A 13,079-nucleotide genomic window follows, 5' to 3' on the forward strand; every position below is an offset into this window, starting at 1 on the left:
GGTCTTGGAGTTCCGGCTATCGAAGGTGGGTTTCCCCATTCGGAAATCCGTGGATCAAAGCTTCTTCGCAGCTCCCCACGGCTTATCGCAGCGTAGCACGTCCTTCATCGCCTCTCAGCGCCAAGGCATCCACCGAACACCCTTAAGGCACTTGATTGCTCTCATTATCAATGTCCACACACTCGGCAGAATGTTGTCTGTGTAACTGCCCAAAGACCGAAGTCCCAGGCGCGCATCCTCGATGAATGCGATTGCACAGCCGGACATTGACTAGAAAGACCAGCTTGCTTCGTAAGATCGGCCCGATAGCGAGGCGGTCAAGCTTCGCTACAAAGATCGTTTTACAACTCGATCATCTTGCGATGAGCGAGCGCCGAAAACGATCTGGAGATTAGGAATGGTACCCGCGAATTGCTTCGCAGATCCAAACTCGGATCGATCTCCTCTTTACGATGTCAGAAAACACGCACGTCACCGTCCATCCGGACCAATGAGTGCGAAGTGATGTTTCGCGGACGATTGAACGAGGCATTCTCGAGCTTCAATTCCATCTGGTGGAGCCAGACGGGATCGAACCGACGACCTCATGCTTGCAAAGCACGCGCTCTCCCAGCTGAGCTATGGCCCCGTACCAGAAGACGAATGCTCCGCACTCGATCAAAATGGTGGGCCTGGGAAGACTTGAACTTCCGACCTCACGCTTATCAAGCGCGCGCTCTAACCAACTGAGCTACAAGCCCCTAACACGAGAGACATGCCGGCGCGCAACCGACGCGAAGTCGATGCATCGCACAGCGCTCAGCCCCTGGCGCGTGTTCGTCCGCGAAGAAAGAGAAACGAAGACGGCGAAATCCCGCCAATGGAGCTCAACAATCCTGAAACTGTTGGCCCCTGAATGTTTCTAAAACGATCCGATAGTGAGCGTGAGCTCGCTGAAGGATCATCCTTAGAAAGGAGGTGATCCAGCCGCAGGTTCCCCTACGGCTACCTTGTTACGACTTCACCCCAGTCGCTGACCCTACCGTGGCCGGCTGCCCCCTTTCGGTTAGCGCACCGTCTTCAGGTAAAACCAACTCCCATGGTGTGACGGGCGGTGTGTACAAGGCCCGGGAACGTATTCACCGTGGCGTGCTGATCCACGATTACTAGCGATTCCAACTTCATGGGCTCGAGTTGCAGAGCCCAATCCGAACTGAGACGGCTTTTTGAGATTTGCGAAGGGTCGCCCCTTAGCATCCCATTGTCACCGCCATTGTAGCACGTGTGTAGCCCAGCCCGTAAGGGCCATGAGGACTTGACGTCATCCCCACCTTCCTCGCGGCTTATCACCGGCAGTCTCCTTAGAGTGCTCAACTAAATGGTAGCAACTAAGGACGGGGGTTGCGCTCGTTGCGGGACTTAACCCAACATCTCACGACACGAGCTGACGACAGCCATGCAGCACCTGTCTCCGGTCCAGCCGAACTGAAGAACTCCGTCTCTGGAGTCCGCGACCGGGATGTCAAGGGCTGGTAAGGTTCTGCGCGTTGCGTCGAATTAAACCACATGCTCCACCGCTTGTGCGGGCCCCCGTCAATTCCTTTGAGTTTTAATCTTGCGACCGTACTCCCCAGGCGGAATGCTTAAAGCGTTAGCTGCGCCACTAGTGAGTAAACCCACTAACGGCTGGCATTCATCGTTTACGGCGTGGACTACCAGGGTATCTAATCCTGTTTGCTCCCCACGCTTTCGTGCCTCAGCGTCAGTATCGGGCCAGTGAGCCGCCTTCGCCACTGGTGTTCTTGCGAATATCTACGAATTTCACCTCTACACTCGCAGTTCCACTCACCTCTCCCGAACTCAAGATCTTCAGTATCAAAGGCAGTTCTGGAGTTGAGCTCCAGGATTTCACCCCTGACTTAAAGACCCGCCTACGCACCCTTTACGCCCAGTGATTCCGAGCAACGCTAGCCCCCTTCGTATTACCGCGGCTGCTGGCACGAAGTTAGCCGGGGCTTATTCTTGCGGTACCGTCATTATCTTCCCGCACAAAAGAGCTTTACAACCCTAGGGCCTTCATCACTCACGCGGCATGGCTGGATCAGGCTTGCGCCCATTGTCCAATATTCCCCACTGCTGCCTCCCGTAGGAGTTTGGGCCGTGTCTCAGTCCCAATGTGGCTGATCATCCTCTCAGACCAGCTACTGATCGTCGCCTTGGTGAGCCATTACCTCACCAACTAGCTAATCAGACGCGGGCCGATCTTTCGGCGATAAATCTTTCCCCGTAAGGGCTTATCCGGTATTAGCTGAAGTTTCCCTCAGTTGTTCCGAACCAAAAGGTACGTTCCCACGCGTTACTCACCCGTCTGCCGCTGACATATTGCTATGCCCGCTCGACTTGCATGTGTTAAGCCTGCCGCCAGCGTTCGCTCTGAGCCAGGATCAAACTCTCAAGTTGGACTTGAAACCTTTGAACCGGCTGATCACAACGTTTGACGAGGTCCCACCATTCTTCGTCGACCGAAGTCAACGAGCCGCCTGCGATTCACATCGTTGGCAGCGATGGTGTAACCTTTAAACGTGTACCGCCGAAGTCTTTCGTCCACTCCCAGAAGTCAAAAGCCGAAGCTTTCGAGTATTCCGAGAGACGCAAGGACTCCGCCGTCCACGTTTCTCTTTCTTCATCTTCACTTGTCAAACAGCCCGGGATCAGACGACCCCACACCCTTAGAGGGTGGTTCTACCCTTCACCGGCAGACAGTGAACCTCAACCGATTTATGTCGGCTGTTGTGTCACTCATCTAAGTGAGGAGCATCAGAGGCGCGTTCGCTCGCCTTGGTCAGTGACCCGGCGGCGCCGCGCTCAGTGGTTGGTTTATAGTCCGCCCCCCTCCGGATTGTCAACGGCCATTGTCAACAAATCGTCGCACGCCAAAATCGGTTGTGCAGTGCGAAGAAATTCTCATGCTTTCCGTGACTTAGGTCGGAGGTAAAAATCCGTCACCCAACCCACGTGGTAAAAAACTTGAAAAAAAGTTTGTCGCCGGGGGGCCCGTCAGACCCCTCGGAGCGGGTTCCAAGCCGCTCCAGGCGGGACGACGGCCCCCACCTGCTTCAGGAAACTTTTCCACCCTAAATGCCGCACTTGAGCCACAATCCTGCGACGTTCTCGCTATAACGAATGCAATGAACCGCTCGAAACCTGTGGGGGCTCGGGTGGTTTTTCAGGGGGACCAGGCGATTTCTTCGAGAACCCGTCGCCTCTTCCCTACGCGGCCGAGCAATATCGAGAGATCTGCACACCATTGACGTTCGAGAGTGCGGCCAGCGAATGGCCTTCGTCTCTTCGACTTCGATGCGTGTGGCTCGCCACACCGCCGAAATCCCTCTCCGAGGGAGCGAGGCGGAGATGAGGACGAGCAGAGGTCAATCGCAGTTGCTGGAATTTGGGGGGATATCGGGTTGAGCCAACGGGCGTCACGCGGAAGCGGCATTGGGCGCGAGACCGGGATGATCGATCTCGGTCACGAACCGCCGCTTTCAGTCGACGGCACCGAGGCCGCGGTGATCGATCGCCGCCGTGTCTCCGTACAATGGTTTAGCGGCACCATCCTCACTGGACTATGTGGCGCGGCCCTGATCGGCGGCGCCGTGTTTGCCTCGCTCGATGGCGAGATGACCTTCGCCAAGGTGCCGGAGCGCGTCGAAGGCGCGCTGCGCGGCGCCTTCAACGGCAATGATCGCGTCGTCAGCCTGCACAAGGGTGACCGCCTGCCGCCGCCCAGCGAAAACTCCGCTTCGCGCAGCCTGGTGCGCGTCTCGACCGTGACCCGCGTCGGCAACCGCGACGTGATGAGGGTCAGGCCCTTCATCCGAATTTCCGGCAATCTCTCGATGACCACGAGCGATCTGTCGTCCAAGATACCGCCATTCAACGCGCAGCGTCTGCTGACCGATGTCGGCTCCGACACGCCGGCTGCGGCCGAGGATCCGAATGCGGCGGCCGCCGCCGAGCCCGACGCCGAGGTCTCTTTCGTCACCAAGGATCTCGGGACGGTGCTGCCGAAAGCCAAGCTCGCCGCAGGCGTCGGGCTCGACGACATCCTGATGCGGGTCCGTGACGCCGCCAATTGGCGCGGCTCCGGCAACTCGGTGCGCTATGCTTCGCTCGCCAATGCCGCAGCCGATGCCACCGGCGCCGGCCCCGATATGCGGATGGCCTACGCCACCGAGGGCAACACCTCCGACCCCTATGCGGGCTTCGAGACCCGCGTGGTGCCGGAGAATGTCACCCTGCTGCCGAAGACCAAAGAGCAGGTCACCGGCGGCAATCCGGTCGGTGAACGGGTTCACCTCGTCAAGAAGGGCGACAGCATCACCTCGATCCTGCGCGATCAGGGCGCGACGCCCGACGAGGCGAAAGCAATTGCCGCAACGCTTGGCCCGCGCGGCCGCGACGGCGGCCTGAAGGAAGGCCAGAAGGTGCGGATCCTGATGGCGCCGGCGGCTCCGGGCGCCCGGCTGCAACCCTATCGCGTGATCGTCGCCAATGATTCCGTGGTCGAAGCCGTCGCCGCCCTGTCCGATCTCGGCAAATATGTCGCCGTCGACGTGCAGAGCATGAACACCACGACCGACACCGCCGACAATTCCAGCGACGATGACGAGGATGATGGCAGCGGCGTGCGGCTCTATCAGAGCATTTACGAAACCGCGCTGCGCAACAAGGTGCCGCCGACCGTCATCGAAGACATGGTCAAGATCTACTCCTACGACGTCGATTTCCAACGCAAGGTCCAGCCCGGCGACTCGTTCGACGTGTTCTTTGCCGGCGAGGATGAAGGCGTCACCAGCACCGAAAAGACCGAAGTGCTCTACGCCGCGCTGACCGTGGGCGGCGAAACCAAGAAATACTACCGATTCCAGAGCTCGGACGACGGCCTCGTCGACTACTATGACGAGACCGGCAAGAGCGCGAAGAAGTTCCTGGTGCGCAAGCCGGTCAACAACGCGATCATGCGTTCGGGCTTCGGCGGCCGCCGCCACCCGATCCTCGGCTATGTGAAGATGCACACCGGCGTCGACTGGGCCACCGCCTACGGCACGCCGATCTTCGCATCCGGCAACGGCGTGCTCGAAAAGGTCGGATACGAGGGCGGCTACGGCAAATATATCCGCATGAAGCATGCCAATGGCTATGAGACGGCCTACGGCCACATGTCGGCCTTCGCCAAGGGCATGGAGATCGGCAAGAAGGTGCGGCAGGGCCAGGTGATCGGCTTCGTCGGCTCGACCGGCCAGTCGACCGGCCCGCACGTCCACTACGAAATCCTGGTCAACGGCCGATTCGTCGATCCGATGCGCGTGAAACTGCCGCGCGGCCGCTCGCTGGAAGGCCCGATGCTGGCGAACTTCGAGAAGGAGCGCGACCGGATCGAAGCTCAGATGTCGAGCCGCGGCAGCTCGCGCATCGTCTCGGACGCCACGAGCTCGACCTCGCAGACGCGCTCCATCACCAACCGCTGATTATTCCCCCGGGCCACACGGGCCGTCTGACGTCGCCGCTGCGCTTCCCTTGGAAGCCGATTTGCCGCGTCGAAACACGCGCGCCGGACATGTGCGGCGGCAGCGATTTCCGCCAAAACCCCTCGGAATCCACCAAATTTCGCGGAACAAGACGGGAACCCGAACGGCGGTCATCCAGTTGATTCGACAGTGAAACCTCCAATGGAGGGAGTCATGGAGAACTGGACGAACGCAAAACTGTGTGACGTCGCAAACCTGATCCTCGGCGCGATTCTTTTCCTGTCGCCGTGGCTGTTCAAGTTCGACGGCGGAACGGTCTCCGCCAACGCCCACATCGTCGGCATTGCGATGGCGGTCCTTGCGATCGCCGCGCTCGCAGCCTTCGCGGTCTGGGAGGAGTGGCTGAACCTCATCGTCGGGCTTTGGGCGCTGGTCTCGCCGTGGGTCCTTGGTTTCCAGGGAACCACCACCGCGACGACCGTGCACGTGGTCATCGGCATCGCAGTCGCGGTCCTTGCGGCGATCGAGCTCTGGGTGATGTCCCAGCATCCGCCCCGGCTCACCACACATAGCTGAGACTTCGAACTCATCCACCCTTACCCGCTGGCCGGGATGGCCGGCGGGTAAGAGCCTTTGCCCAATGAGGATATGCAACCATGACCCAACTCACCCGCGACGACGTGCTGAAAGCCGTCAGCCACGCCGACGACGTCACGATTGCGCGAATCATCGCATCCGGGGCAACGGTCGCCGAGCTTGCCGAAGCGCAGGCGTGGCTCGCCAATGACGAGCCGCTGATGAATGACGGCAGGCCGCTGGCCACGGGCCGCGCCCGCGAGCTGGTCGACATCCTCACAGAGCTCGAATCCGCCGAGGACGACGAACCCTCGCCGCCCATCGCCCCGCCGGAATGAAAGCTTACGGCGCGAGGCTCGCGCAGATCAGGAAAACGATCCCGATCGCGGTCAGCCCGAAGGCGACGGCCGCGAGCGGCAGCAGCATGTCGATCGTCGCATGGGTGCTGTTGATCGTGCTGCCCCAGACCGCGAATTCGCCCCTCCGCCATTCGCCAAACGGAATCGGCCGCGGATGCGGATCGTGCCGATGGTCGTATCTCCGCCAGATCTGCGAGAGCAGCCACGGCAGCAGCACCGCGACAAACAGCAATACGGTGACGAACATCAGCGACAGTTCGACCTCACTCTGGCGGTCGAACAAGATCCAGGCCGACAGCACGAACCATCCGACCAAGCCTGCGGCTGTGCCGTAAACGCGGGGATGAAGATCGTCATAGACGGGCCGGTTATGGGCAATGAGTTCTCTGCTCATGCAATTCGCCTTCTGCTGAGGGCGACCGGCGGCGTGGCTTTGCAGGATGATGCAAGGTGTCGCGCAAATCAGCGATGCGATTGGCGCCAAATACGTCCCTTTGCAGCTGCGCGGAACATTGCCACGCCAGCCGATCATTCATGAGGAAAACGAACGCCGTCGACCGGCGTTTCATTAAAACCGGGACACGAATCGGGCCGCCGGACAGGAACCTCGTCACGCACGGCCCGTCGATTATCGCGCGGATGCGGCCTGTCGCCAGGCCGCATCCGGTTTCGCTGTAGATATGCTCAGTTCAGCTTGCGCTTCGAGACCGGGGCATCGAACTGCACGATCTCGGCGGTTTTGGACACCTGACCGTTGAAGGTCAGCACGTTGCCCTTTTCCGAAATCACCACGTGATCGCCATCCTTGACCTCGCCGGCGAGGATCATCTCGGCCAGCGGATCCTGCACGCTGCGCTGGATCACCCGCTTCAGCGGGCGGGCACCGTACGCCGGATCCCAGCCCTTTTCCGCGAGCCAATCCCGCGCCTTTGGATCGAGCGTGAGCTCGATCTTGCGATCCTCGAGCAGCTTGGTCAGCCGCGCGAACTGGATCTCGACGATGCGGCCCATCTCGTTCCGCTGCAGGCGGTGGAACAGGATGATCTCGTCGATGCGGTTCAGGAATTCCGGCCTGAAATGCGCCCGCACGACGCCCATCACCTGATCGCGGACCGCAGCGGTGTCCTCGCCTTCCGGCTGATTCACCAGGAGTTCCGAACCGAGGTTCGAGGTCATGATGATCAGCGTGTTGCGGAAGTCGACGGTGCGGCCCTGACCATCGGTCAGGCGGCCGTCGTCGAGCACCTGCAACAGCACGTTGAAGACGTCGGGATGCGCCTTCTCGATCTCGTCGAACAGCACGACCTGGTAGGGCCGCCGCCGAACGGCTTCGGTCAGTGCACCGCCCTCGTCGTAGCCGACATAGCCGGGAGGCGCGCCGATCAGCCGCGAGACCGAGTGCTTCTCCATGAACTCGGACATGTCGAGGCGGACCATCGCGGTCTCGTCGTTGAACAGGTCAGCGGCGAGCGCCTTGGTCAGCTCGGTCTTGCCGACACCGGTCGGCCCCAGGAACATGAACGAGCCGGTCGGCCGGTTCGGATCCTGCAGGCCTGCGCGGGCACGGCGCACGGCGGTTGCCACCGCACGCACGGCTTCGGCCTGGCCGACGACACGCTTGGCGAGACTGTCCTCCATTTTCAGGAGCTTGTCCTTTTCGCCCTCGAGCATCTTGTCGACCGGCACGCCGGTCCAGCGCGAAACGACCTGCGCGATGTGGTTGGCGGTGACCGCCTCCTCCATCATCTCGCCGCCGTTCGGCTTGCTGCTTTCACGCGCCTCGATGTCGGCGAGCTTCCGCTCCAGCTCGGGGATCCGGCCATAGGCCAGTTCGCCCGCCTTCTGGAATTCGCCGCGACGCTGCGCATTGGCCAGCTCGACACGGAGCGCATCGAGTTCGCTTTTCAGCTTCTGGGCGTTGGAGAGCTTGTTCTTCTCCGCGCTCCAGCGCGCCGTCAGCGCGGTCGACCGCTCCTCGAGCCCGGCAAGCTCCTTCTCGAGCGCCTGCAGGCGGCTCTTGGAGCCGGCATCGTTCTCCTTCTTCAGCGCCTCCTGCTCGATCTTGAGCCGGATGATGTCGCGATCCAGCGAATCGAGCTCCTCGGGTTTGGAATCGACCTGCATCTTCAGCCGCGCCGCCGCCTCGTCCATCAGGTCGATGGCCTTGTCGGGCAGGAAGCGGTCGGTGATGTAGCGGTTCGACAGCGTGGTCGCGGCCACCAACGCGGAGTCGGTGATGCGCACGCCGTGGTGCTGCTCGTATTTGTCCTTCAGGCCGCGCAGGATCGAGATGGTGTCCTCGACCGTCGGCTCGCTGACATAGATCGGCTGGAACCGGCGGGCGAGCGCCGCATCCTTCTCGACATGCTTGCGGTACTCGTCGAGCGTGGTCGCACCGATACAATGCAGCTCACCGCGCGCCAGCGCAGGCTTCAACAGGTTGGACGCGTCCATCGCGCCGTCGGTCTTGCCGGCGCCGATCAGCGTGTGCATCTCGTCGATGAACAGGATGATGCCGCCCTCGGCGGTCGAGACCTCCTGCAGCACGGATTTCAGCCGCTCCTCGAACTCGCCGCGATATTTCGCGCCGGCGATCAGGGCGCCCATGTCGAGCGACAGCAGCTTCTTGTCCTTCAGGCTCTCCGGCACGTCGCCATTGAGGATGCGCAACGCCAGGCCCTCGACGATCGCGGTCTTGCCGACGCCGGGCTCACCGATCAGGACGGGATTGTTCTTGGTTCGCCGCGACAGCACCTGGATGGTGCGGCGGATCTCCTCGTCGCGGCCGATGACGGGATCGAGCTTGCCGTCGCGCGCCGCCTGGGTCAGGTCGCGGGCATATTTCTTCAACGCGTCATACGCGTTCTCCGCGGTCGCGCTGTCGGCGGTGCGGCCCTTGCGCAGCGCTTCGATCGCCGCGTTCAGGTTCTGCGCCGTGACGCCGCCCTTGCTCAGGATATTCGCGGCCTCGCTGCCCTTCTCGAGCGTGAGCCCGAGCAGCAGCCGCTCGACGGTGACAAAGCTGTCGCCGGCCTTGTCGGCCGCCTTTTCCGCCGCATCGAAGGCGCGCGCCAGCTCCGGCGACAGGTAGACCTGTCCGGCACCGTTGCCCGAGACCTTCGGCAGCTTGTTCAGCGCCTCTTCGGTGGATTTCAGGATCGCTCTGGAATTGCCACCGGCACGATCGATCAGACCGCCGGCGAGCCCCTCATTGTCGTCCAGCAGCACCTTCAAGAGATGCAGCGGTGAGAACTGCTGGTGACCGTCGCGCATTGCGAGCGATTGGGCAGACTGGATGAATCCGCGCGCGCGCTCGGTGTACTTCTCAAAGTTCATTCGTTTTCCCTCGGCCTGCCGTCACCACCCATTCAGGCATGGTTCCGGCATCTTCATTGGGTTTCCGCGGGCCGCGTTGACGTTCCTCAACCAGCCTCTGGTCGTCGCCATCATTTTTCAGGCTTGCCGCAGATGTGGGCACTTGGTTCCAAAACGGAAGAGCCACAATCTGCGATTTCGCCCGGTGGAGCTCAGCGCCGCACGATGGCGACAAGGTAGCGGCAGGGCTGAGCAGTTTCGTTACGGAAGACGATGTCCGACGGCGGCCCGAGTTCGACGCGGTCACCCGCGGCGAGCTCGTGGCGCTCCGTCCCTTCCATTAAGACGAGACGGCCGCTGATCACCCACACCACCTGACGGATCAGGTGATAGGCGCTGGCGGGGAAGCCAGCTTCCTGGTTGGCTGGCAGCTCGACTTCCACCAGCTCCAGCGGATTGGCCGGATGCAGGAATACCTGCCGCCGCACATAGGCGGCCTTGGGATCGCGCCACACCGGCTGATCCTTGGCCCGCTGCAGGCGGGAACCGGCTGAGGCAACCTCGAACAGCGCGGCCATGGTCAGGCCATAGGCCGTGGCGATCCGCGACAGCGTCGCCGCCGTCGGGCTTGCCTCCGCCCGCTCGATCTTGCTCAGCATGGCCTTGGACACGCCTGCCCGTCCGGCGAGATCCGCCAGCGACCAGCCGCGCCCCTCCCGTTCGGCGCGAACCCGTCGCCCGAGAGCTTCATCGGCCTTGTCTTCTATAATTGACATGTCGTCTTATATAGTAGACGATCGGGTCCGTTCAAGAGGCTTGTCGAGGAAGACCGATGATTATCCGCCCCGCAACCGAGCAGGACATCCCCGCCATCACCGCGATCTTCAATGAGGCGGTCGCCAACTCGAACGCGATCTGGACGGGGAAGCAGGATTCCGAGGCCGAGCGGCTGGCCTGGATGCAGGCCCGGCTGGCGCTGGGCTATCCAGTGCTGGTCGCGGCCGAAGGGCCTGTGGTGCTCGGGTACGGCACGTTCGGCGACTTCCGAGCGTTCCCCGGTTACCGGTACAGCGTCGAGCACAGCGTCTATATCCATGTTGATCACCGCGGCCGCGGCTTGGGCCGTGTCATCGTCGACGAGCTCATCGCCGCGGCGACCGCGCTCGGCAAGCACGTCATGATCGCCGGCATCGACGGCGGCAATCCCGCCTCGCTCCGGCTGCACGCGCAGGCCGGCTTCGTCGAGGTCGCTAGGATGCCGGAGGTCGGCCGCAAGTTCGGCCGCTGGCTCGAGCTCGTGTTCATGCAACGGTTGCTGGACTCGCCCGGCGCAGCGCGGCCCGACTAGCTGCCGTGGCATTGGCGGCGGTTCTCCTCGCCCGCCAAACAGGCTAGAGCGGGCGCATGGACAACGCACACGCCTCCTCCGCCCGGATCACCGGCATCTACCGTTACCCCGTCAAGGGCCTGACGCCCGAGCCCCTGCCCCGCGCTGAGCTCAAGGTCGGCGAGACGCTGCGCTCGGATCGCCGCTACGCGATCGAGAACGGCCCAAGTGGCTTCGATCCGGCCGCGCCGACATGGCTGGCGAAGCCGCATTTCTTGATGCTGCAGCGGGACGAATGGCTGGCGCCGCTGCGCGCCCATTTCGACGACGACAACCATGTGCTGACGCTGCGCCGGGACGGCGCGATGGTTGCCCAGGGCGATCTCGAGACCGAGGCCGGGCGCGCGGCGATCGAGCGCTATTTCGCCGATCGCCATGCCGGACAGATCAAGGGACCGCCCAAGGTGCTGGTCAGCCCCGGCCACAGCTTCTCCGACGTGCCGCGCAAGGTGGTCTCGATCATCAACCTGGCGAGCCTGCGGGCGATCGAGGAGATGGTGCAGGCGCCGGTGCATCCGTTGCGCTTCCGCGCCAACCTCTATGTCGAGGGCTGGCCGGCCTGGCATGAAGCCAACCTGCTCGACCAGACCATTGCGATCGGCAGTGCGCGGGCCAAGGTTGTGAAGCGGATCACACGCTGTGCCGCGGTCAATGTCGATTCCGATACCGGCGCGCGCGACCTCTCGGTCCCGAACACGCTGATGCAGCGCTTCGGCAACAATGAATGCGGCATCTACGCCGAGATCATCGGCGATGGCGGCGCGGCGGTCGGCGACACGATTGCCGCGGAACCGCAGTAAATCACGTCGGGTTCCGTATTCCTTGAACACCGCATCAACGCGCATCGCATTGCAATGTTCGGTTGCGTGCAATAGACTTCACTCGACATTTTGAATTGCAGCAAATTTGTCGAAATTAATTGCACGGGGTTGCCATGAGCATGATCATGGTTTCGTACCGGCGGGTCGATCAGGATACAGCGGGCCGCATCGCGGACCATCTGATCGAGAAGTACGGCGAGAAATCCGTATTCTTCGACGTCAACAGCATTCGCACCGGCGCCAACTTCGTCGATCGGATCGCCAAGGCCATCATCGCCTGCGACGTCGTGATCGCCGTGATCGGTCCGCATTGGATCGGCAAGACCGATGATGGGAAACCCACGCGTCTGGAGGATCCCGCCGACTCCGTGCGTTTCGAGATCGAGACGGCGCTGAAGCACAACAAGACGCTGCTGCCGCTGCTGGTGAACGGCGCAACCATGCCGGAGGCAGCCGAGCTGCCGGAATCGCTTCGCTTCCTGCACTTCTGCAACGCTGCCCGGGTCGATTCGGGGCAGGATTTTCGCATGCACATGGCCCGCCTGATCGACACGATCAACGAGGTCCTGAATGAAGCCGGGCGATCGCCGCTGCGCGAAGTTTCACCGATCAGGCGCTACTGGACGTACGGCGCAGGCGTCGCCGCCGCAGCGTTGGCGCTCGCCGTCTGGACCGTCGGGCCCGCGTTCGAACATACCGTGGTCAAGGGCGCATCGGACGATCAGACCACGGTCGGGCGCACGACGCCGCCCGCCGTACCAGTCTCCGTCACGCAGCGCGCCAAGGCGCATGACGGTTTTCTCTTTCCTGATTCCGATCGACGATTTCTGAGTGAAGCCGATCTCAAAGACATGTCGGCGGTCGAGCTGCGCATCGCACGAAACGAGATTTTCGCGCGGCATGGCCGGTTCTTCAAGGATCAGGTGCTCGCAAACTACTTCTCGCAATTCGCCTGGTATCAACCCGCTGCGGTCGAAGTCCCGCTGAGCAACCTCGAGGCCACCAACGTCGACACGATCGAGGCGAAAGAACACGAGAAGTGAGCTGGCCAGCAGCGCCGGTTGGCCTCGCCGCGCGTGACCACCTCTGCCGCATTTCCCGGGGGGAGAGGTGG

Annotated in this window: 9 protein-coding genes, 2 tRNA genes and 2 rRNA genes (1 of these 13 running past the window's edge); 6 read left to right on the top strand and 7 right to left on the bottom strand. The window is 62.1% G+C overall.

Annotated elements, in window-relative coordinates:
• The 4 genes from FBZ93_RS31640 to FBZ93_RS31660 form a co-directional block, all read right to left on the bottom strand.
• Positions 1–157, bottom strand: a 23S ribosomal RNA gene (locus FBZ93_RS31640); it reaches 2,683 nt to the left of the window's first position.
• 395 nt (positions 158–552) lie between these two features.
• Positions 553–628, bottom strand: a tRNA-Ala gene (locus FBZ93_RS31650).
• Between the two features lie 35 nt (positions 629–663).
• Positions 664–740 (bottom strand) — tRNA-Ile (locus FBZ93_RS31655).
• A 210-nt stretch (positions 741–950) separates the two neighbouring features.
• Positions 951–2,439: ribosomal RNA gene (locus FBZ93_RS31660) — 16S ribosomal RNA — on the bottom strand.
• The 16S and 23S rRNA genes sit together here with 2 tRNA genes alongside, the layout of an rRNA operon.
• A gap of 1,004 nt (positions 2,440–3,443) precedes the next feature.
• Here FBZ93_RS31660 and FBZ93_RS31665 point away from each other — a divergent pair.
• From FBZ93_RS31665 to FBZ93_RS31675, 3 genes are all read left to right on the top strand, one after another.
• A complete protein-coding gene (locus tag FBZ93_RS31665) occupies positions 3,444–5,507 on the top strand; it encodes a M23 family metallopeptidase (protein ID WP_146991336.1) in 2,064 nt (687 codons plus the stop codon).
• 213 nt (positions 5,508–5,720) lie between these two features.
• Positions 5,721–6,083, top strand: a complete 363-nt coding sequence (locus FBZ93_RS31670; RefSeq protein WP_146991337.1) for an SPW repeat protein — start codon at positions 5,721–5,723, stop codon at positions 6,081–6,083.
• Positions 6,084–6,163: 80 nt separating this feature from the next.
• Positions 6,164–6,421, top strand: a complete 258-nt coding sequence (locus tag FBZ93_RS31675; protein ID WP_146991338.1) for a hypothetical protein — start codon at positions 6,164–6,166, stop codon at positions 6,419–6,421.
• 4 nt (positions 6,422–6,425) lie between these two features.
• On the opposite strand, the gene FBZ93_RS31680 is transcribed toward FBZ93_RS31675, so the two are convergent.
• The 3 genes from FBZ93_RS31680 to FBZ93_RS31690 all read right to left on the bottom strand — a co-directional run bounded on the left by FBZ93_RS31680 (position 6,426) and on the right by FBZ93_RS31690 (position 10,533).
• Positions 6,426–6,836, bottom strand: a complete 411-nt coding sequence (locus tag FBZ93_RS31680; RefSeq protein ID WP_146991339.1) for a hypothetical protein — start codon at positions 6,834–6,836, stop codon at positions 6,426–6,428.
• Positions 6,837–7,126: 290 nt separating this feature from the next.
• Complete coding sequence (clpB, locus tag FBZ93_RS31685) at positions 7,127–9,778, bottom strand: ATP-dependent chaperone ClpB (RefSeq protein ID WP_146991340.1); 2,652 nt, start codon at positions 9,776–9,778, stop codon at positions 7,127–7,129.
• A 191-nt stretch (positions 9,779–9,969) separates the two neighbouring features.
• Positions 9,970–10,533, bottom strand: a complete 564-nt coding sequence (locus FBZ93_RS31690) for a helix-turn-helix domain-containing protein (RefSeq protein ID WP_146991341.1) — start codon at positions 10,531–10,533, stop codon at positions 9,970–9,972.
• A gap of 56 nt (positions 10,534–10,589) precedes the next feature.
• On the opposite strand from FBZ93_RS31690, the gene FBZ93_RS31695 reads away from it, so the two are divergent.
• From FBZ93_RS31695 to FBZ93_RS31705, 3 genes are all read left to right on the top strand, one after another.
• Positions 10,590–11,105: a GNAT family N-acetyltransferase gene (locus FBZ93_RS31695; RefSeq protein ID WP_146991342.1), complete on the top strand. Its 516-nt coding sequence runs from the start codon at positions 10,590–10,592 to the stop codon at positions 11,103–11,105.
• Positions 11,106–11,161: 56 nt separating this feature from the next.
• Positions 11,162–11,944, top strand: coding sequence for an MOSC domain-containing protein (locus FBZ93_RS31700; RefSeq protein ID WP_146991343.1), 783 nt, complete (start codon positions 11,162–11,164; stop codon positions 11,942–11,944).
• 134 nt (positions 11,945–12,078) lie between these two features.
• Complete coding sequence (locus tag FBZ93_RS31705) at positions 12,079–13,008, top strand: YARHG domain-containing protein (protein ID WP_146991344.1); 930 nt, start codon at positions 12,079–12,081, stop codon at positions 13,006–13,008.
• Positions 13,009–13,079 lie beyond the last annotated feature (71 nt).

Origin of the sequence: Bradyrhizobium macuxiense (genome assembly GCF_007993935.1) — a bacterium.
GTDB classification, from domain to species: Bacteria; Pseudomonadota; Alphaproteobacteria; order Rhizobiales; family Xanthobacteraceae; genus Bradyrhizobium; species Bradyrhizobium macuxiense_A.